The following is a 19,258-nucleotide window of genomic DNA, read 5'->3' as shown; positions in this document are numbered from 1 at the left end:
CTGGAATTATTGTCAGACGCTTATATCGCCACTGCCACAGGCGTTACGCAACCCCCAAGCCCGGGCAGCCGACCAGGGCTCTCTCGCCACAAGGAAGAGAAAGACCCGGACCAGACGTCGGCGGCCCTTGCAGCGACCGCTGGCTGCCGACAAGCTATGCACCATTTGCGACTCCACGTCTTAGGGAAAAAGGCCTAGCACTATGCGCATTCTCGTTACCGGCGGCGCCGGCTTCATCGGATCGGCGCTGATTCGCCACCTGATCCACGACACCGGGCACGAAGTGCTCAACCTCGACAAGCTGACCTACGCCGGCAACCTGGAGTCGCTCGCGAGCATCGCCACCGACACCCGCTACGAGTTCGTCCAGGCCGATATCGTCGACCAGGCCACCGTCAGCGCACTGCTCGAACGCTTCCAGCCCCAGGCGATCATGCACCTGGCCGCCGAGTCCCATGTCGACCGCTCCATCGACGGTCCGTCGACCTTCATCCAGACCAACATCGTCGGCACCTACAGCCTGCTGGAAGCCACGCGCGCCTACTGGCAGAACCTGCCGCCAGAAGAAAAGAGCGCCTTCCGCTTCCACCATATTTCCACCGACGAGGTGTACGGCGACCTGCATGGCGTCGACGACCTGTTCACCGAAACCACACCCTACGCCCCCAGCTCGCCCTACTCCGCCAGCAAGGCTGCGTCCGACCATCTGGTCCGCGCCTGGCAGCGCACCTACGGCCTGCCGGTGCTGATCACCAACTGCTCGAACAACTACGGGCCGTTCCACTTCCCGGAAAAACTCATCCCGCTGGTGATCCTCAACGCCCTGGCCGGGAAACCGCTGCCGGTGTACGGCAACGGCCTGCAAGTACGCGACTGGTTGTTCGTCGAAGACCACGCCCGTGCCCTGCTCAAGGTGGCGACCGAAGGCGTGGTCGGCGAGACCTACAACATCGGCGGCCACAACGAACAGAAGAACATCGACGTGGTGCGCGGCATCTGCCAATTGCTGGAAGAACTGGCCCCGCAGAAACCCGCAGGCGTGCAGCACTATGCCGACCTGATCACCTTCGTCCAGGACCGCCCCGGCCACGACCTGCGCTACGCCATCGACGCCGGCAAGATCGAACGGGAACTGGGCTGGGTGCCGCAAGAAACCTTCGCCAGCGGCCTGCGCAAGACCGTGCAGTGGTACCTGGACAACCTGGAGTGGTGCCAGCACGTGCAGGACGGCAGTTATCAAGGGCAACGCCTGGGCTTCACTGACTTCAAGGATCTGATCGCATGATGAAAGGTATCGTTCTGGCGGGCGGCTCGGGCACTCGCCTGCACCCGATTACCCTGGGGGTTTCCAAGCAACTGCTGCCGGTCTACGACAAACCGATGATCTATTACCCGATCTCGGTACTGATGCTGGCCGGCATCAAGGACATCCTGCTGATTTCCACCCCCCAGGATCTGCCGCAGTATCGCAACCTGCTGGGCGACGGCAGTCAGTTCGGGGTGCGCTTCAGCTATGCCGAACAACCGTCGCCGGACGGCCTGGCGCAGGCGTTCCTGATCGGCGAGGAATTCATTGGCGAGGACCCGGTGTGCCTGATCCTCGGCGACAACATCTTCCACGGCCAGCACTTCACCGAGAAGCTGCAAAACGCCGCCAGGAAGGCCTCGGGAGCGACCGTCTTCGGCTACTGGGTCAAGGACCCGCAGCGCTTTGGCGTGATCGACTTCGACGAACAGGGCAACGCCCTGTCGATCGAAGAAAAACCCCAGCACCCCAAGTCCAGCTATGCCGTCACCGGGCTGTATTTCTACGACAACTCGGTGGTCAGCATCGCCAAGGCGGTCAAGCCCTCGGCACGGGGTGAACTGGAAATCACCGACGTCAACAATGCCTACCTGCAACGCGGCGACCTCAGCGTCGAACGCTTCGGCCGTGGTTTCGCCTGGCTCGATACCGGCACCCACGACAGCCTGCTGGAAGCCTCGCAGTATGTGCAGACCATCGAGCACCGCCAGGGCCTGAAAGTCGCCTGCCTCGAGGAGATCGCCTACAACCAGGGCTGGATAGATCGCGAGCACCTGCTGGCCCACGCCAAATACTTCGGCAAGACCGGTTACGGGCAATACCTCTACAGCCTGGCGGGAGAAAAGCCATGAAGGTGCTGGCCACCGAACTGCCCGGCGTGCTGATCATCGAACCCAAGGTCTTTGGCGATGAGCGCGGTTTTTTCTACGAGAGCTTCAACGCCCAGGCGTTCGAAGCCGCCACCGGCGTGCGCACCCAGTTCGTCCAGGACAACCACTCGCGCTCGCAGAAAGGCGTGCTGCGCGGCCTGCACTACCAGATCGACAACACCCAGGGAAAACTGGTGCGGGTGGTGGCCGGCGAAGTGCTCGACATCACGGTGGATATCCGCCGCAGCTCGCCGCACTTCGGCCAATGGACCGGGGTGCGCCTGTCCGCGGACAACCATCGCCAGCTGTGGGTGCCGGAAGGTTTCGCCCACGGTTTCGTGGTGCTGAGCGAGTACGCCGAATTCCTCTACAAGACCACCGACTACTACACGCCGGCGTCCGAACGCTGCATCCGCTGGGACGACCCGACCCTGGCCATCGACTGGCAGCTCGACGGCCCCGTGCAGCTCTCGGCCAAGGACCAGGCCGGCAAGTGGCTGGGCGAAGCCGAGCTGTTCCCATGAGCGGCCAGTTGAGGATCCTTATCAGCGGCCAGCACGGCCAGGTGTCCCAGGCCCTACAGCAGCGCCTGGGCAACCAGTACGAGTTGATCGTGCCGGGGCGCGAGCGGCTCGACCTGACGCGTCCGGATGCCATCCGCCAGCAGGTGCGCAACCTGCGCCCGCAACTGATCATCAATGCGGCGGCCCACACCGCTGTCGACCAGGCGCAAAGCGAGCCGGAGCTGGCCTTCGCGATCAACGCCAGCGCCCCCGGGGTGTTTGCCGAGGAAGCCCGGGCGCTGGGCATTCCGCTGATCCACTACTCCACCGACTACGTCTTCGACGGCAGTAAGCCCGCGCCCTACACCGAAGACGATGAACCCAACCCGCTGAGCGTCTACGGCCAGAGCAAACTGGCCGGCGAACGGGCCATCGCCACCATTGGCGGCGCGCACCTGATCCTGCGTACCAGTTGGGTCTACTCGAACACCGGGAAGAATTTCCTGCTGACCATGCAACGCCTGCTGCAGGAAAAGCCGCACCTGCGCGTGGTGGCCGACCAGATCGGCGCGCCGACCTGGGCCAGCACCATCGCCACCAGCACCGCCGCCCTGATCGAACGCTGGCAGGCGGGCGAGCCCGGCGAATGGGGGACCTACCACCTGACCGCCGGCGGTGAAACCTCCTGGTTCGGCTTCGCCCAGGCCATCGGCGAGCATCTGCTGGCCCAGGGCAAGGCCTGCGCCACCCTGGAAGCGATTCCCTCCCGCGACTACCCGACCCCCGCGCCGCGCCCCTTGAACTCCCGCCTCGATTGCAGCCGCCTGGCGCGGGAGTGGGGCGTGGTCCAGCCGGAGTGGCGCAGCGCATTGCGCGAGTGTATGGCTGCCCAGGCCTAGGAGGTCTGTGCGAAAAGTCGGCGAACGTGGCCACTTTTCGTACAGAGCCTAGGCATAATGCGTCTGTACCCACAGGCGCATCCCCCATGACTCCACCTCTTCCCCGACGCCCCCGCTGGCGTAGCCTGGCGTTGCTGGCCCTGTGCCTGGCGCCGCTGTTGTGGCCGCTGGAGCATCTGGCCGAACGTTACTACCGCAGCGAGCTGGCGGGGCAGAATCGCCAGACCCTGGACCTCTACGTCGCCAACCTGCTGGGCACCCTGCACCGCTACGAAGTGCTGCCGCAGCTCCTCGGCGAGCTGCCGGCGCTGCGCGCCGTCCTCGGCGCGCCGGACGACGGCGTGACCCAGGGCAATGCCAACCGCCTGCTCAAGCACATCAGCACCCAGACCGGGGCCGAAGTCATGTACCTGATGGACACCACCGGCAAGACCCTGGCGGCCTCCAACTGGGACAAGCACGACAGTTTCGTCGGCCGCAATTTTTCCTTTCGCCCGTATTTCAGCGAAGCCATGGCCGGGCGCCTGGGACGCTTCTTCGGCCTGGGCACCACCTCGGCCAAGCGCGGTTATTTCTTCGCCGCCGCAGTGCACGACCGGGAGAAGATCATCGGCGTGCTGGTGGTCAAGGTCGACCTGGACCACACCGAAAGCCTCTGGGGCAAAACCCCCGAACAGCTGGTGGTCACCGACCACAACGGCGTGGTGATCCTCACCTCGCGGGCGGAGTGGCGCTTTCGCTCGACCCGCCCGCTGAGCGAAGACGAAAGCAAGGCCATCGTCGCCATCCAGCCCTACCCGACCCGCGATCCACGGCCGTTGAATCTCGACTCCAGCGCCTGGCTGACCCAGACCCAGCAGATCGACGAAACCGGCTGGAGCGTGAGCATCCTCGCCCCGCGCACCCTGATCGACCGCCCGGTGCGCACGGTGATGGCGGTGGGTGGCGCCACGTTGGCGGTGCTGATGCTGCTGCTCGGGCTGATGATGCAACGGCGCCGCCATTACCTGGAACGCATCGCCTTCGAAGCCAAGGCCCGGCGCGAGCTGGAAATGCGCGTGGCCGAACGCACCAGCGACCTGGAAGGCCTCAACCGCCGCCTCAAGCAGGAAGTGCTGGAGCGCGAGCACGCCCAGCAGGAGCTGGTGCGCGCCCAGGACGACCTGGTGCAGGCCGGCAAGCTCTCGGCCCTGGGCACCATGTCGGCGAGCATCAGCCATGAACTCAACCAGCCCCTGGCGGCGATCCGCAGCTACGCGGAAAACGCTGGCGTGCTGCTGGACCATCAGCGCACCGAGGACGCCCGCGGCAACCTCAAGCTGATCAGCGAACTGACCGGACGCATGGCCTCGATCATCGCCCACCTGCGCGCCTTTGCCCGCCGCGACCGCCACGCGCCGGAAAGCGTCGCCCTGCAACCGGCGCTGGACGATGCCCTGGCGCTGCTGGCCAAGCGCCGACGGGCGATGGAGGTGGAACTGATCCGCGACCTGCCGGCGGCCACCCTGTGGGTCGAGGCCGGGGAAACGCGCCTGCGCCAGGTGCTCGGCAACCTGCTGGCCAACGCCCTGGACGCCCTGACCGAAAAGGGCCCGCCGCGCAGGCTCTGGCTGAGTGCCGAATCCACCGCCAGCGGCGTCAACCTGTACATTCGCGACAATGGTCCGGGCTTCTGCATGGAAGCTTTGGGCCGCGCCGGCGAGCCTTTCTACACCACCAAGACCCGCACCCAGGGGCTTGGCCTGGGCCTGGCGATCTGCGACACCCTGATGCGCGCCTTTGGCGGTGAACTGTCGTTCTCCAACCACCGCGAAGGCGGCGCCCTGATTACCCTGCGGCTGCGCGCCGGCGCGCCGGGAGTGAGCCTGCAACCGTCCGAGGACCGCAGCGTATGAGTACACCGATCACCAGCGACGTGCAGGTAGTGTTGATCGACGACGATCCGCACCTGCGCCAGGCCCTGAGCCAGACCCTGGACCTGGCCGGGCTGAAGATCCTGCCGCTGGGCGAAGCCCAGGGCCTGGCCGCGCGCCTGGAACGCGACTGGCCGGGGGTGGTGGTCAGCGACATCCGCATGCCCGGCATGGACGGCCTCGAACTGCTCGGCGAATTGCACGGCCAGGACCCGGAACTGCCGGTACTGCTGATCACCGGCCACGGCGACGTACCGCTGGCGGTGCAGGCGATGCGCGCCGGCGCCTATGACTTCCTGGAGAAACCCTTCGCCAGCGACGCCCTGCTCGACAGCGTGCGCCGGGCCCTGGCCCTGCGCCGCCTGGTACTGGACAACCGCAGCCTGCGCCTGGCCCTGAGCGACCGCCAGGAACTCAGCGCGCGGCTGGTGGGGCTGTCGGCGCCGATGCTGCGTTTGCGCGAGCAGATCGGCGCCCTGGCGGCGACCCGGGCCGACGTGCTGATCCTCGGCGAGACCGGGGCTGGCAAGGAAGTGGTGGCGCGGGCGCTGCACGATCTGTCGAGCCGGCGCAACGGCCCGTTCGTGGCGATCAACGCCGGCGCCCTGGCCGAGTCGGTGGTCGAGAGCGAGCTGTTCGGCCACGAGCCGGGAGCCTTTACCGGCGCGCAGAAACGCCGCATCGGCAAGTTCGAGTTCGCCAACGGCGGCACGCTGTTCCTCGACGAAATCGAAAGCATGAGCCTGGATGTCCAGGTCAAGCTGCTGCGCATGCTGCAGGAACGGGTGGTGGAGCGCCTGGGGGGCAATCAGCTGATCCCGCTGGACATCCGCATCATCGCTGCCACCAAGGAAGACCTGCGCCAGGCGGCCGACCAGGGGCGCTTCCGCGCCGACCTGTATTACCGCCTGAATGTCGCGCCGCTGCGGATCCCGCCGCTGCGCGAGCGTGGCGAAGACGCCCTGCTGTTGTTCCAGCATTTCGCCGACGAGGCCAGCGCCCGCCACGGCCTGCCGCCCCACGAGCTGCAACCGGGACAACGCGCCCTGCTGCTGCGCCACAACTGGCCGGGCAATGTGCGCGAACTGCAGAACGCCGCCGAACGCTTCGCCCTCGGCCTGGAACTGGCCCTGGACAACAACCCGCCGGAGGGCGGTGCCTCGCAGCCGGCCCCGGCCGTGATCGAGGGCGGCCTGAGCGAACAGGTGGAAAACTTCGAAAAGAGCCTGATCGCCGCCGAGCTGGCACGCTCCCACAATTCGCTGCGCAGCCTGGCCGAAGCCCTGGGCATTCCCCGCAAGACCCTGCACGACAAACTGCGCAAACACGGCCTGAGCTTCGGCGACAGCAGCGCCAGTTCCGGCAGCGACGATATCGATTGAGCGACGCCGACTAATCTTGTTTAAGTACCACCTTTATCAGCGAGGCCCTGCATGAACCGCGACAGTCGTTACCTGGAATCCATTCTCCATCACGACATTCCCCTGACGCGGGACATGGGCCTGAAGGTGCTCGACTGGCAGGCCCAGGAACTGCGCCTGCATTTGCCGCTGGACGCCAACGTCAACCACAAGAGCACCATGTTCGGCGGCAGCCTGTATTGCGGCGCGGTACTGGCCGGCTGGGGCTGGCTGCACCTGCGGCTGAAAGAAGCCGGGATCGACGACGGGCATATCGTGATCCAGGAAGGGCAGATCAATTACCCGCTGCCGGTGACCGGCGACGCCACGGCCATTTGCCCGGCGCCGAGCGAAGAGGTGTGGCACAGGTTCGTGGCCATGTACCAGCGCTACGGCCGGGCCCGGCTGATCCTGCACACCCGGGTGGTGAACGCGGGCAGCGATGAGGACGCGGTGCGCTTTACCGGGCAGTACGTGTTGCACCGCTGAATGCTTGTAGCCGCAGCGGCTACAAGAAGCATCACCCTCGGGCCAGCTCCAGCAGGCGCCCACGCCATGCTGCCTTGGCCGGCAGCGCCAGGAAGAAGTCATTGAGCAGCGACTCCCGCGCCGGGTAGCGAAACGGTGCGCCGCCCAGGTCCAGCACCTCGCCTCCGGCCCCTTCCAACACCCCTTGCGCCGCCGCGGTGTCCCACTGCGAAGTCGGCGCCAGCCGCGGATAACAATCCGCCGCGCCTTCGGCCAGCAGGCAGAACTTCAGCGAGCTGCCGATGTTCGCCAACTGCAACTCGCCCAGGGCCGCGCTCAGCCCGGCCAGCAGGCGCTCCTGCTCGGGGCTGCTGTGCCGGCGACTGGCGACCACGGTGAAGGCTTCGCCAGCCGACAGGCTGTCCCGCACCCGGATCGCCACTGGCGCCTGGCCCTGATCGGCGCGCCAGGCACCCAGGCCGGCACCGCCGAAGTAGCAGCGACCGCTGGTCGGCATCGACACCACGCCGAACACCACCCGGCCCTGTTCGATCAGGGCGATATTGACGGTGAACTCTTCGCTGCCGGAGATGAATTCCTTGGTGCCGTCCAGCGGGTCCACCAGCCACCAGCGCTGCCAGCCGGCCCGCACCTCGCGAGGGATATCGGCGTCTTCTTCGGAGAGCACCGGGATGCTCGGATCCAACGCGGTCAGGCCCTGCACGATCAGATGGTGGGCCGCCAGGTCGGCGGCGGTGACCGGCGATTCATCGGCCTTGCTGGTAACGGCGACATCGGCCCGCCAGAACGGCAGGATGACCTCGCCAGCCTTCAGGGCCAGGTCGATCACCGGGGCCAGCAACGGGTGGGGAACGTTCATGGAGGGTTCGCTCATGCTTGAAAGGCGCCGCGCTGGGTCAGCAGGTCACGGGCCAGATACAGCGCGGCCAGGGCGCGGCCTTCGGTGAATTGCGGGTTCTGCGCCAGGCCCGACAGCTCGCGCAGGTTGATCTTGTCCACCCGCATCGGCTCGGGCTCGTCGCCTTCCAGCCGCTCTTCGTAGAGGTCGGTGGCCAGCACCACCTGGATCTTCTGGCTCATGTAGCCGGGGGACAACGACAGCTCGGTCAGGTGCTCCAGCTGCCGCGCGCCGAAACCGGCCTCTTCCTTGAGTTCGCGCTCGGCCGCCGCCAGCACATCCTCGCCGGGCTCGATCAGGCCCTTGGGCAGGGACAGTTCGTAGGCGTCGGTGCCGCCGCAATACTCTTCGACCAGCACCGCATGTTCGGCATCGAGCATCGCCACGATCATCACCGCGCCGTAGCCCGCCTTGCCCACCAGGCGCTCGTAGGTGCGTTCCACACCGTTGGCAAAGCGCAACTGCACCGCCTCGACGCAAAACAGACGGCTGGTGGCGACGACCTCGCGGGTGAGTACGGTGGGTTTCTGGCGCATAAAGGGCTCCTTGGCGTGAACGCGCTACTATAGCGCGGCTTTCCCGATTGTTTGTGTCGGATATCTTTCTACTGTGCGAGACGTTTTCCATGCCTTCACTGCCCTGGCGCGACATCGACACCGTTCTGCTGGACATGGACGGTACCCTGCTGGACCTGCACTACGACAACCATTTCTGGCTGGAGCACCTGCCGCAGCGTTACGCCGAACTGCATGGCGTCAGCCGCGCCATGGCTGAAATGGAATTGCGGCCGCTGTTCGAGCGTAACGCCGGACAATTGCAGTGGTATTGCCTGGACTTCTGGAGCGCCGAGCTGAAGCTGCCGGTGCGCGAACTGAAGCTGGAAACCGCCCACCTGATCGCCCTGCGCCCGGACGCCGACACCTTCCTCGCGGCCATCAGACAAGCCGGCAAACGCGTGGTGCTGATCACCAACGCGCACCGCGATTCGCTGTCATTGAAGCTGGAAAAGGTCGAACTGGCGCCCTACTTCGAACGCTTGATCAGTTCCCACGATTACGGCTTCGCCAAGGAGAACCCGCAGTTCTGGGACGCGCTGCAGGCGGATATCGGTTTCGATCCGGCGCGCAGCCTGTTTATCGACGACACCTTGCCGATCCTGCGCAGCGCGCGGAATTTCGGGGTGGCCCATCTGTTGGCGGTGAGTGAGCCGGACAGCCGCAAGGGGCCGAAAGACACGGCGGAATTTGCCGCGGTGGGGGATTATCGAGACTTGATCGAGGGGCTATGACTGTATCGCGGGCAAGCTCCCTCTCGTAGGAGCGAGGTTTGCCCGCGAAGGTCGTTACGCAATCATTCCGGAATACGCAGAACCTGGCCCGGATAGATCTTGTCCGGGTGCGACAGCAGCGGCTTGTTGGCCTCGAAGATCTTGTTGTACTTGTTGGCGTCGCCGTACTCGGCCTTGGAAATGGCGCTGAGGGTGTCGCCTTTTTTCACGGTGACGAAACGCGCGGCGGCAGCCACGGGACCGGTCACGGTGATCCGGTCGTCCACGCTGCCGACACCGGCAATGTTGCCCACGGCCAGGAGGATCTTTTCCTTCTCTTCCTGACTGGCGACTTCACCGGTCACGATGACCTTGTCGCCTTCCACGGTAGCCTGGACGTTGGGGTTGCCCAGGCCGACCTTGGCGATGTGGTCCTTCAGCTGTTCGCTCGCATTGGCGTTACCCGGCGTCAACAGATCAATAAGCTTTTCGCCCGCTTCTTTCACAAAGCTAAAAATACTCATGGTGCACACTCCTTGGGTTTATGGGTCCAGACGCGAAAGACTAGACCAGCCCGCAAAGGCGAGGTTCAAAATCGATCCATGACGCTCTGCGCGGCAAGCAGGCTAGAATCGCCTCCCCCTAGCGCCCAGGAGCGAAGATGGACATCAAGCAGCTGAAATTCCTCATCGCCCTCGACGAAACCCGACACTTCGGCCAGGCCGCCGCCCGCTGCCACATCACCCAGCCGACCCTGTCCATGCGCCTGCGCAGCCTTGAGGAAGAACTCGACCTGCCGCTGGTCAACCGCGGCCAGCGCTTCGAAGGTTTCACCGCCCCGGGGGAACGGGTGCTGGCCTGGGCCCGCAGCGTGCTGGCTGCCTACGATGGGCTGCAGGCCGAGGCGGCGGCCTGTCGCGGCAATCTGGTCGGGACCCTGCGCCTGGGGGTGGTGCCGCTGTCGAGCTTCGACCCACTGCCGCTGATGCAACAGTTGCACGAGGCGCACCCGAACCTGCGCTTCGAGCTGTCGGCCTTAAGTTCCGAGCAGATCCTCGAACAGCTGGCGAGCAATCGCCTGGATCTGGGGGTGTCCTACCTGGAGCGTCTGGACAGCGAGCGCTTCGAGTCCCTGGCCCTCGGCGAAACCCGCATGGGCCTGCTCTACGACCAGCGCTTCTTCAACTTCGGCGACCAGCCCCTGAGCTGGGAAGCCCTGATCGAACTGCCCCTGGGCATGCTCACCAGCGGCATGCATTTCCGCCAGTCCATCGACCACAACTTCCACAGTCGCGGCCTCAGCCCGCAACCGCTGCTGCAAACCGATGCCGTGCACCAACTGGTGCAAATGGTCCACGGTGGCCTGTGTTGCGCCGTGATGCCCCTGGGCGGCGGCCTGGAAGCCCTCACCGACGACCTGCGCCTGCAGCCCATCGGCGACGCCCAGACCCTGGCGCAGCTGGGGTTGATCATGCGTCGCAGCGCTCCGCGTTCGGCCCTGGCGGAAGCCTGCTTCGCGCTGTATCGACAATCGCCAAGCGGGGCTTGATCGACGTCATCTATCGGAACATCAGTACTAGCAATTAGACGCGACACTTTGACGCGCTTAGTCTTAGATCTGGATATTCCGCCGGTGATGCCCCATGAAAACCCAGCGCCCGGCTTGCGCGACGCCCGCCCCGAAAACGCCCGCGCCCGCTGCCAGTCAGAGCTACCACTACAGCAATCTCGACCAGACAGAATCGGCCAGCACCGCGCTCGCCGAGGAAGTCGCGCTGGCGATCGCCTATAACGGCATCAGCCAGGCGGTGATGCTGGTCACCCCCAGCGACCTGGAAGACTTCATCGTCGGCTTCAGCCTCGGCAGCGGCATCATCGGCGACGCTTCGGACATCTACGACCTGCAATTGAGCGGCAGCGGCTCGGCCCAGTACGCCCAGGTGCAGATCTCCAGCCGCGCCTTCTGGAACCTCAAGCAGCAGCGCCGGCAGTTGGCCGGCACCAGCGGTTGTGGCCTGTGCGGCGTGGAAGCCGTGGAACAGGCCCTGCCGGACCTCAAGGTGCTGCCTGGTGCGCCTTTGCCGCCGGCCCAATGGCTCGACGGCCTGCGCCAGCGCATCAGCGCCTTCCAACCCCTGGGCCAGCACTCCGGGGCGGTGCATGCGGCGGTGTTCATGAACGACCGCGGCGAACTGCTGCTGGGCCGTGAAGACATCGGCCGGCACAACGCACTCGACAAGCTGATCGGCGCGCTGATCCGCCAGAACATCGCCACCGCCGGCGGTGTGGCCATCGTCACCAGCCGCTGCAGCCTGGAGCTGATCCAGAAAGTTTTGCGCGCCGGCATCCAGACCCTGGTCAGCCTGTCGGCGCCCACCGGCCTGGCCCTGCAATGGGCGCGCCGGCACAACCTCAATCTCATTCACCTGCCGCAGAAAAGTGCGCCGCGGGTCTACAGCCCAGCCATGGAAAATCAAGCGTGACCACTCATCATCAAGCCGAACAGACACCTACCCCGCGCTACAAACCCTACAAGGGCCCAGCAGGTGGCTGGGGCGCGCTCATCAGCGTCGCCCAGGCCTGGCTGACCAGCGACAACGCGCTGAAGAACATCCGCATGATGCTCAAGACCAACCAGAACGGTGGTTTCGACTGCCCGGGCTGCGCCTGGGGCGACTCGCCGGAAAGCGGCATGGTCAAATTCTGCGAGAACGGCGCCAAGGCGGTGAACTGGGAAGCCACCAAACGCCGGGTGGACGGCAAGTTCTTCGCCAAGCACAGCGTCAGCTCGCTGCTGGAGCAGAGCGACTACTGGCTCGAGTACCAGGGTCGCCTGACCGAACCCATGAGCTACGACGCCGAGACCGATCGCTATAAACCCATCAGTTGGGACGCGGCCTTCGCCCTGATCGGCAAGCACCTGCGGGCGCTGCCGAGCCCGGACATGACCGAGTTCTACACCTCGGGCCGCGCCAGCAACGAAGCCGCCTACCTGTACCAGCTGTTCGTGCGCGCCTACGGCACCAACAACTTCCCCGACTGCTCGAACATGTGCCACGAGGCCAGCGGCGTGGCCATGGCGCAAAGCATCGGTGTCGGCAAGGGCACCGTGACCTTCGATGACTTCGAGCATGCGGATGCGATTTTCGTCTGGGGCCAGAACCCCGGCACCAACCATCCGCGGATGCTCGAGCCATTGCGCGAAGCGGTGAAGCGCGGCGCCCAGGTGGTGTGCATCAACCCCTTGAAAGAGCGCGGCCTGGAACGCTTCCAGCATCCGCAAAACCCGATCGAGATGCTCACCAACGGCAACAAGCCGACCAACACCGCCTACTTCCGCCCGGCCCTGGGCGGCGACATGGCGGTGGTGCGCGGCATGGCCAAGTTCCTGCTGCAATGGGAGCGCGATGCGCAGAAGAGCGGCGCACCGGCGGTGTTCGACCACGACTTCCTCAACGAACACACCGCCGCCGTTCTCGACTACCTGGGCGTCATCGACGACACCCCATGGGAGGCGATCGTCGAGCAGTCCGGCCTGACCCTGGTGGAAATCGAGCAAGCGGCACGCATGTACGCCAAAGGCAAGAACGTGATCATGTGCTGGGCCATGGGCATCACCCAGCATCGCCACTCGGTGCCGACCATCCAGGAAATCGCCAACCTGATGCTGCTGCGCGGCAACATCGGCCGCCCAGGCGCCGGCCTGTGCCCGGTACGCGGCCACAGTAACGTGCAGGGCGACCGCACCATGGGCATCAACGAACGCCCGCCCGTGGCCTTTCTCGATACCCTGGAACGGCGCTTCCAGTTCAAGGTGCCACGCGCCAACGGCCACAACGTGGTCGAGGCGATCCACGCCATGCTCGAAGGCCGTTCGAAAGTCTTCATCGGCCTGGGCGGCAACTTCGCCCAGGCCACCCCGGACAGCCCACGGACCTTCCAGGCCCTGCGCAACTGCGACCTGACCGTGCAGATCAGCACCAAGCTCAACCGCAGCCACCTGGCCCATGGCAAGGAGGCGTTGATCCTGCCATGCCTGGGGCGCACCGACATCGACCTGCAAAGTGGCGGCGCACAAGCGGTGACCGTGGAGGACTCCTTCAGCATGGTCCACGCCTCCAACGGCCAGTTGCAGCCGCTGTCGCAGCAGATGCGCTCGGAGCCGTCGATTCTCGCCGGCATCGCCGCCGCCACCCTGGGCAGCCACCCGGTGGACTGGAACTGGCTGGTGGCCGACTACGGCCGCATCCGCGACCTGATCGCCGACACCATTCCAGGCTTCAAGGACTTCAACGAGCGGCTGCAGAACCCCGGTGGCTTCTATCTCGGCAACGCGGCTGGCGCCCGGCGCTGGAACACCCCGTCGGGGCGCGCCAATTTCCGCCCGAACCTGTTGCCCAAGGATCTGCTGCACGAACGCACCCGCGCCACCGGGCAGCTGCCGGACCTGATCCTGCAATCGATGCGCTCGCACGACCAGTACAACACCACCGTCTACGGTCTGGACGACCGCTATCGCGGCGTGAAGGGCCAGCGCGACGTGCTGTTCGTCAACGAAGCCGACATCATCCGCCTGGGCTTCAAGCCGGGGCAGAAAGCCGACATCGTTTCGTTGTGGGACGACGGCCGCGAACGCCGGGTCAAGGGCTTCACCCTACTGGCATTCGATATTCCGGCGGGGCAGGCGGCAGCCTACTACCCGGAAGTGAACCCGCTGGTGCCGCTGGAGAGCATCGGCGACGGCAGCCATACCCCGACCTCGAAGTTCATTGCGATCCGCCTGGAGGCGGCCAGCAACAACGGCTTGATCATGGCCAGGTCGGCCTGAGGGCTCGACAGGAGTGGGGCTTGCCCGCAATAGCGACGACGCGGAACATCTGAAACACCGCGTTATCGTTTATTGCGCGCAAGCTGCGTCCTACAGATGAGGCAAAGCGTTCTCAACGCCATGCCATCCCCATAAATCCCGCCCACAAAAAAGGCCGCTTTCCTACGAAAGCGGCCTTTTCCAAGTAGCTACAGACCCGCGAAAATCGCGTAAGTTCCCAGCCAAAAACAATAAGTTACGAGGTTGTGTACAACTCGTGTTATTCGTCGGATTTCGATTGTAAGCCCCTCGCCACAGCCTCAGGATCGCGCCGTCATCCCTTTGAGGCTCCTTTATGAAGTTCTCCTCGATTCTCTTGTTGTCCCTTGGCCTCGTCAGCGGCATCGCCTCCGCCGGCGGCACCACTGAAGCGGGTGTAGGCGGCGCATTGGGCGGGGTTCTAGGCTCGGTCGTCGGTCAGTCGATTGGTGGCAGCACCGGTTCGACCATCGGCGCGGCTCTGGGCGGCGCTGGCGGCAGCGCCGTGGGAGCCGACAGACACAGCCGTGGCGAAGCCGCTATCGGCGGTGCGCTGGGCGCAGCGGGCGGTAACGTGGTCGGCCGCAGCATGGGCGGCACCACCGGCAGCCTGATCGGTGCGGCGGCGGGCGGTGGCGTCGGCGGTGCGCTGGGTAACCATATGGGCAACTCCAGCTATCGCGATGATCGCGACGATCGAGACGGTCGCCGCTACCGCGACTATGACGACCGTCGCTACTACCGTGACCACCCAGGTCGGGGCCATGCCTACGGGCACTACAAGCACCGACGTCACTGGCGCGACTAAGACCTGAAACGGTCGCAGCCCGCTGACACCAACGACCGCAGCCTGACGGCAGCTCCTCGAGCACAGGGTTCATCATCACCCCCGGGATGAACCCCAAGGAGCCGACCGCAGGCTGCGGTCTTTTTCATGCCTCACATCAGCAAGCGTTCCAGCGCTGCACGCAGCCCGGCCGGAATCCCCACCGGCTGATTCGACGCCCGGTCGACGAACACATGCACGAAGCGCCCCGCCGCGCAGGCATCCGCCTCCCCCGCCTTGAACACCGCCAACTCGTACTGCACCGAACTGTTACCCAACTTGCCGACCCGCAAGCCGATCTCGATACGTTCGGGAAAAGCGACCGAGGCAAAGTAATCGCAGGCCGAACTCACCACAAACCCCACCACTTCGCCATCGTGGATATCCAGGCCACCCTCTTCGATCAGGTAAGTGTTCACCGCCGTGTCGAAGAAGCTGTAGTAAGTGACGTTATTCACATGGCCGTAGACATCGTTGTCGTGCCAACGGGTGATGATCGGCTGGAAATGGCGGTAGTCGGTGCGTTGTGGCAGGCGGTCGGTCATGGGGTGGGTCTCGGGGTAAGGGGCAGAGAAGTGACCACGCGATAGTGATCGATCTGGCAACGCTCATTTCACCTCATGCCGTTAACACGCGGCAAACCCTTTGCCCTGCCACCCGCCTCCAGACATACCGCAGTGCCTGGATTTGCAGCTGCTACGCAGCCGATCGCAGGCTGCGCCAGCGGCTACAGGTACCTGTCAGTCCTTGAGGTGATGTTCGGCCCATTCGCGCACTTCGGCATAGGGGTAATCCTCGAGCACCGCAAACCCCGGGATCGACCGGGCCTTGAGCTTGGTGAACAACGGTACGCTGATTCCACACAGGAAACGCGTCAGCCGTTCCGCCCCCGGGACGGCGCCGTTGTGCTGCTGATGCCTGTGGATAAATTCACCGCACAGCGCTTCGAAGTTTTTATCCACAAGCGCCGGCAAGGTTGGCGGCTCCGGCAAACGGGCCACCTGACCGTGACACACCGAACAATGTCCGCAGCGCTGCGGCGCCTGACCATCGCCGAAATACTGGGCCAGGCGATACCCCAGGCACTGCTCGGTGGCGAACAATTCGAGCATGGCGTGGATCCGCGCGATTTCGCTGCTTTCGTGCTGCTTGAAGTAGGCATGCAGTTGCCGGCTCAGGGCCTCGACCTCGAACCCCGTCTCCAGCAGGGTATAGACCTCGGTCATCTGCTTGCTTTCGAGCTCCACCCAACCCTTTTCCTGGAAGAAGTCCAGGGCCTTCACCACCCGGCTGCGCTCGGCCTGGTGCTGTTGATAAAGCGCGTCGAAATTCACCGTGGCCCAGGTCCGGGCACGGCTGGACGTCTCGATGATCGCCGCCACGAACGCCCGGCGTTCGCCCTCGAAACGCGCCAGCAACACCTCCGGTTCCTCGAGGAACTTGAACCGGTATTCGGCGAAATAGGCGTAGCGCGGCGCAATCAGGCCACGCAGCTCCAACTGCACCAGCAAGGTCTTGAGCGGCAGCTGGCGGATATTGCTCTGGTCCGCCAGCGGCCCCAGCAGGAACTCCCATTGCCCGTCGGGCGCCGCGCCCTGCAACTCGTCCAGCACGTAGCGAATGCCTTCCAATTCCGGCGTGTCGCCGTAGACGAAGTTTTCCAGCACGTTGAGGCTGTCGCGGTTGGCCAGCACCAGGCAGTCGGAAGGCTGTCCATCGCGCCCGGCGCGGCCGATTTCCTGGCTGTAGTTCTCGATGGATTTGGGCAGGTCGAAATGCACCACATTGCGGATATCGCTTTTGTCGATGCCCATGCCGAAAGCAATGGTGGCGACGATGCAATTGGCCTGGCCGGCCATGAACCGGCGCTGGATGGCCTCGCGCTGCTCATGGGGCAAGCCGGCGTGATAGGCCTCGGCCTGGATGCCATGGCGACTCAGGTGTTCGGCGACGTGCTCGGCGGTTTTCTGCAAGGTGACGTAGACGATGCTCGGCTGCCCGGGCCGCGCGCCCAGCCACTCCACCAGGCGCCGACGCTTGTCGGGCCCGCGCACCGGCTCCACCAGCAGGTTGAGGTTGGGCCGGTAGAAACCGGTGGTCACCACATCCTGCGCGGCGATGGCGAACTTCGCCTGCATGTCGGCGATCACCTTGGGCGTGGCGGTAGCGGTCAGCAGCAGCGCCTGGGGTATGTCGAACTGGCGCTGATAGTCCGGCAGCTTGAGGTAGTCGGGGCGAAAGTTGTGGCCCCACTCGGAGATGCAATGCGCCTCGTCCACCACCAGCAGGGAGATCCGCACCTGCTGCAGGAAGTTGCGAAAGCGTTCGTTCTTCAGGCGCTCCACCGAGATCATCAGGATCTTCAGTTCCCCGGAGCGGGCCCGCGCCATCACCTCATTGGCCTCGTCACGGCTCTGCGCCGAATCGATGCTTGCCGCGGCGATACCGTGTCGCTGCAGGAACGCCAGTTGATCCTGCATCAGCGCCAGCAACGGCGAGACCACCAGGGTCAGGTGCGGCAGCAACAAGGCCGGCAGCTGGTAGCACAGGGACTTGCCGGAACCCGTGGGAAAGATCGCCGCTGCCGAGCGCCCGGCGAGCACCGCGCTGACCGCCGCCTCCTGGCCAGGACGAAATTGTGGATAACCGAAGACCTGTTCGAGGGTGTCGTGCATGAGCTGTCACTCCTTTGACCGCTGACGTGCCTTGCAGCCTGGCACAGGGTCGGGAAAAGGTCGGGGAAGAAAGGATACGGGATGATACAGGCAGGATGGAGAGCTGCGGGTGGCGGGGGATACGCGGTGTTTTTCAGGGTGTATCGCGAGCCATCGAGCGCCGGTCGGCGCTCGTGCCGTACCTGTAGGAACGAGCGGGCTCGCAATAAAAATCGGGGCTCACCGCGTCGCGCGGCAATCCACCCATTTCACGCCATTGCCCTTGTTCGCGGCGATCAGCGTCGGCACTGCGGCAGGCGCCTTGTTGTGAATGTCGTGAAACAAAATGATCCCCCGGCGCCACAGTAGCATCAGCGTCTGTACCCGCTGGCTCGCCGCGCTGGCGTTGAGGGTCTTGCTCCAGTCCTGGGAGTCGATGCCCCAGAGCATCACCTTGATTCCCTGGGCCTTGAAGAACGCCGCGCTGTCACTGGAACGCTGGCCATAGGGCGGGCGGAACAGCGGCTGGTAGTCGTCCGGCAACGTGCCGCGCACCAGGGTCGCGGAACGGGTGACGGACTGCTGCCATTCGCTCCAGGCGCTATGGGATTTGTGCGTCCAGCCATGCAGGGCGACGCACTGGCCGTTGTACAACTCGCGCATCTTCTCCGGCGATGACTTGCGCAGACGGGCCTGGAACGGCTCGCCCAGGACGAAGAACAGGCCATGCAGATCGTTGGCCCGCAGTACGTTGGCCAGCGTATCGGTGTGGCCACCGGCGGCGCTCGGACCGTCGTCGAAGGTCAACAGGAACTGCCGGTCCGCCAACTCGTCGCCCATCAGTTCGGCGTTGTCGAAACGCTCGATCTCACTGCTGATCTTCGGGAACAAGGCCGCCAGGCGCAGCTGTTCGTTCAGGTACTGCTCATGAAACTGCCGGCTCGCCTGGGCCCAGGCGTCATAGGCCGGGCTGACCGTTCCGGTGAAGCCCTGGGCCAGCTGCCGCAGGTCATCCAGGTTGCGCACCGGAGGACAGAACGCAGCGCCTTCACAGTCCTGGCTGGCACTGTGGTAACTGCTGAGCAAGCGTATCCAGAAACGCTCGCGCACTTGTTCGACCGAGTCGCGGTCCAGGGTTTTGACCCCCAGGCGCTGCTGCAGGCTGGCATCGTCCAGCGCCTCGCTGGCCAGCAGGGCCTTGCCGAACATCAGGATTTCCGCGCGTGAGGCGGTATCGAAACCCGCTTCAGTGGCCAACGAACCCGGCCAGGTACTGCGGTCGATGGTGGCGAACACCATCGGGCCGGCCGCCTGGGCAACGGCGGTCCACAGGGACAACATCAGGGCAACAACCAGAACCCGCATAACAACCTCCATAAATGCATAAC

The 19,258-nt window shown here is 64.9% G+C and carries 18 protein-coding genes; 12 read left to right on the top strand and 6 right to left on the bottom strand.

Annotated elements, in window-relative coordinates; all coding sequences use genetic code 11:
• Nucleotides 1–202 precede the first annotated feature (202 nt).
• The 7 genes from rfbB to ACQKQA_RS11090 all read left to right on the top strand — a co-directional run bounded on the left by rfbB (nt 203) and on the right by ACQKQA_RS11090 (nt 7,379).
• Nucleotides 203–1,285, top strand: coding sequence for a dTDP-glucose 4,6-dehydratase (rfbB, locus tag ACQKQA_RS11120; RefSeq protein ID WP_427556799.1), 1,083 nt, complete (start codon nt 203–205; stop codon nt 1,283–1,285).
• Nucleotides 1,282–2,157 (top strand): glucose-1-phosphate thymidylyltransferase RfbA, encoded by an 876-nt coding sequence (gene rfbA / locus ACQKQA_RS11115; RefSeq protein WP_427556797.1) that lies wholly within the window; start codon nt 1,282–1,284, stop codon nt 2,155–2,157. The genes rfbB and rfbA overlap by 4 nt, the downstream gene beginning before the upstream one ends.
• Complete coding sequence (gene rfbC, locus ACQKQA_RS11110; RefSeq protein ID WP_427556795.1) at nt 2,154–2,699, top strand: dTDP-4-dehydrorhamnose 3,5-epimerase; 546 nt, start codon at nt 2,154–2,156, stop codon at nt 2,697–2,699. The genes rfbA and rfbC overlap by 4 nt, the downstream gene beginning before the upstream one ends.
• Nucleotides 2,696–3,577, top strand: a complete 882-nt coding sequence (gene rfbD / locus ACQKQA_RS11105; RefSeq protein WP_427556792.1) for a dTDP-4-dehydrorhamnose reductase — start codon at nt 2,696–2,698, stop codon at nt 3,575–3,577. The genes rfbC and rfbD overlap by 4 nt, the downstream gene beginning before the upstream one ends.
• 86 nt (nt 3,578–3,663) lie before the next feature.
• A complete protein-coding gene (locus ACQKQA_RS11100) occupies nt 3,664–5,472 on the top strand; it encodes a sensor histidine kinase (protein ID WP_427556790.1) in 1,809 nt (602 codons plus the stop codon).
• A complete protein-coding gene (locus tag ACQKQA_RS11095) occupies nt 5,469–6,872 on the top strand; it encodes a sigma-54-dependent transcriptional regulator (protein WP_427556787.1) in 1,404 nt (467 codons plus the stop codon). The genes ACQKQA_RS11100 and ACQKQA_RS11095 overlap by 4 nt, the downstream gene beginning before the upstream one ends.
• A 51-nt stretch (nt 6,873–6,923) precedes the next feature.
• Nucleotides 6,924–7,379 carry a YiiD C-terminal domain-containing protein gene (locus ACQKQA_RS11090; RefSeq protein WP_427556784.1) on the top strand — a complete coding sequence of 152 codons (456 nt, stop codon included), beginning with the start codon at nt 6,924–6,926 and terminating at the stop codon, nt 7,377–7,379.
• Nucleotides 7,380–7,410: 31 nt separating this feature from the next.
• On the opposite strand, the gene cysQ is transcribed toward ACQKQA_RS11090, so the two are convergent.
• On the bottom strand, nt 7,411–8,238 hold the full coding sequence (gene cysQ / locus ACQKQA_RS11085; RefSeq protein ID WP_427556781.1) for a 3'(2'),5'-bisphosphate nucleotidase CysQ: 828 nt from the start codon (nt 8,236–8,238) through the stop codon (nt 7,411–7,413).
• A gap of 11 nt (nt 8,239–8,249) precedes the next feature.
• The gene (nudE, locus tag ACQKQA_RS11080; RefSeq protein ID WP_427556779.1) at nt 8,250–8,813 is read right to left on the bottom strand and encodes an ADP compounds hydrolase NudE; all 564 of its coding nucleotides are present in this window, start codon (nt 8,811–8,813) and stop codon (nt 8,250–8,252) included.
• Between the two features lie 89 nt (nt 8,814–8,902).
• On the opposite strand from nudE, the gene yrfG reads away from it, so the two are divergent.
• Nucleotides 8,903–9,565 carry a GMP/IMP nucleotidase gene (gene yrfG, locus ACQKQA_RS11075; RefSeq protein ID WP_427556777.1) on the top strand — a complete coding sequence of 221 codons (663 nt, stop codon included), beginning with the start codon at nt 8,903–8,905 and terminating at the stop codon, nt 9,563–9,565.
• A 62-nt stretch (nt 9,566–9,627) separates the two neighbouring features.
• Here yrfG and lysM read toward each other — a convergent pair whose 3' ends face one another.
• A complete protein-coding gene (lysM, locus tag ACQKQA_RS11070; protein WP_427556775.1) occupies nt 9,628–10,068 on the bottom strand; it encodes a peptidoglycan-binding protein LysM in 441 nt (146 codons plus the stop codon).
• A gap of 137 nt (nt 10,069–10,205) precedes the next feature.
• Here lysM and ACQKQA_RS11065 point away from each other — a divergent pair, with 137 nt between their 5' ends.
• From ACQKQA_RS11065 to ACQKQA_RS11050, 4 genes are all read left to right on the top strand, one after another.
• Complete coding sequence (locus ACQKQA_RS11065; protein WP_427556772.1) at nt 10,206–11,093, top strand: LysR family transcriptional regulator; 888 nt, start codon at nt 10,206–10,208, stop codon at nt 11,091–11,093.
• 94 nt (nt 11,094–11,187) lie between these two features.
• A complete protein-coding gene (gene fdhD, locus ACQKQA_RS11060; RefSeq protein WP_427556769.1) occupies nt 11,188–12,027 on the top strand; it encodes a formate dehydrogenase accessory sulfurtransferase FdhD in 840 nt (279 codons plus the stop codon).
• Nucleotides 12,024–14,372, top strand: a complete 2,349-nt coding sequence (locus ACQKQA_RS11055; RefSeq protein ID WP_427556766.1) for an FdhF/YdeP family oxidoreductase — start codon at nt 12,024–12,026, stop codon at nt 14,370–14,372. Before fdhD ends, ACQKQA_RS11055 begins: the two co-directional genes overlap by 4 nt.
• Before the next feature lie 334 nt (nt 14,373–14,706).
• Nucleotides 14,707–15,198 (top strand): glycine zipper domain-containing protein, encoded by a 492-nt coding sequence (locus ACQKQA_RS11050; RefSeq protein ID WP_427556763.1) that lies wholly within the window; start codon nt 14,707–14,709, stop codon nt 15,196–15,198.
• Nucleotides 15,199–15,329: 131 nt separating this feature from the next.
• Here ACQKQA_RS11050 and ACQKQA_RS11045 read toward each other — a convergent pair whose 3' ends face one another.
• The 3 genes from ACQKQA_RS11045 to ACQKQA_RS11035 all read right to left on the bottom strand — a co-directional run bounded on the left by ACQKQA_RS11045 (nt 15,330) and on the right by ACQKQA_RS11035 (nt 19,235).
• Complete coding sequence (locus tag ACQKQA_RS11045; RefSeq protein WP_427556760.1) at nt 15,330–15,761, bottom strand: acyl-CoA thioesterase; 432 nt, start codon at nt 15,759–15,761, stop codon at nt 15,330–15,332.
• A 195-nt stretch (nt 15,762–15,956) separates the two neighbouring features.
• Entirely contained in the window at nt 15,957–17,891 is a 1,935-nt protein-coding gene (locus tag ACQKQA_RS11040) for a RecQ family ATP-dependent DNA helicase (protein ID WP_427556757.1), read from the bottom strand.
• Nucleotides 17,892–18,110: 219 nt separating this feature from the next.
• Nucleotides 18,111–19,235 carry a polysaccharide deacetylase family protein gene (locus tag ACQKQA_RS11035; RefSeq protein WP_427556754.1) on the bottom strand — a complete coding sequence of 375 codons (1,125 nt, stop codon included), beginning with the start codon at nt 19,233–19,235 and terminating at the stop codon, nt 18,111–18,113.
• Nucleotides 19,236–19,258: the final 23 nt, after the last annotated feature.

This window comes from Pseudomonas sp. NPDC089530, from assembly GCF_050280705.1.
In the GTDB taxonomy this organism is placed as follows: domain Bacteria; phylum Pseudomonadota; class Gammaproteobacteria; order Pseudomonadales; family Pseudomonadaceae; genus Aquipseudomonas.
This window is presented reverse-complemented; position numbering and strand designations above follow the sequence as displayed.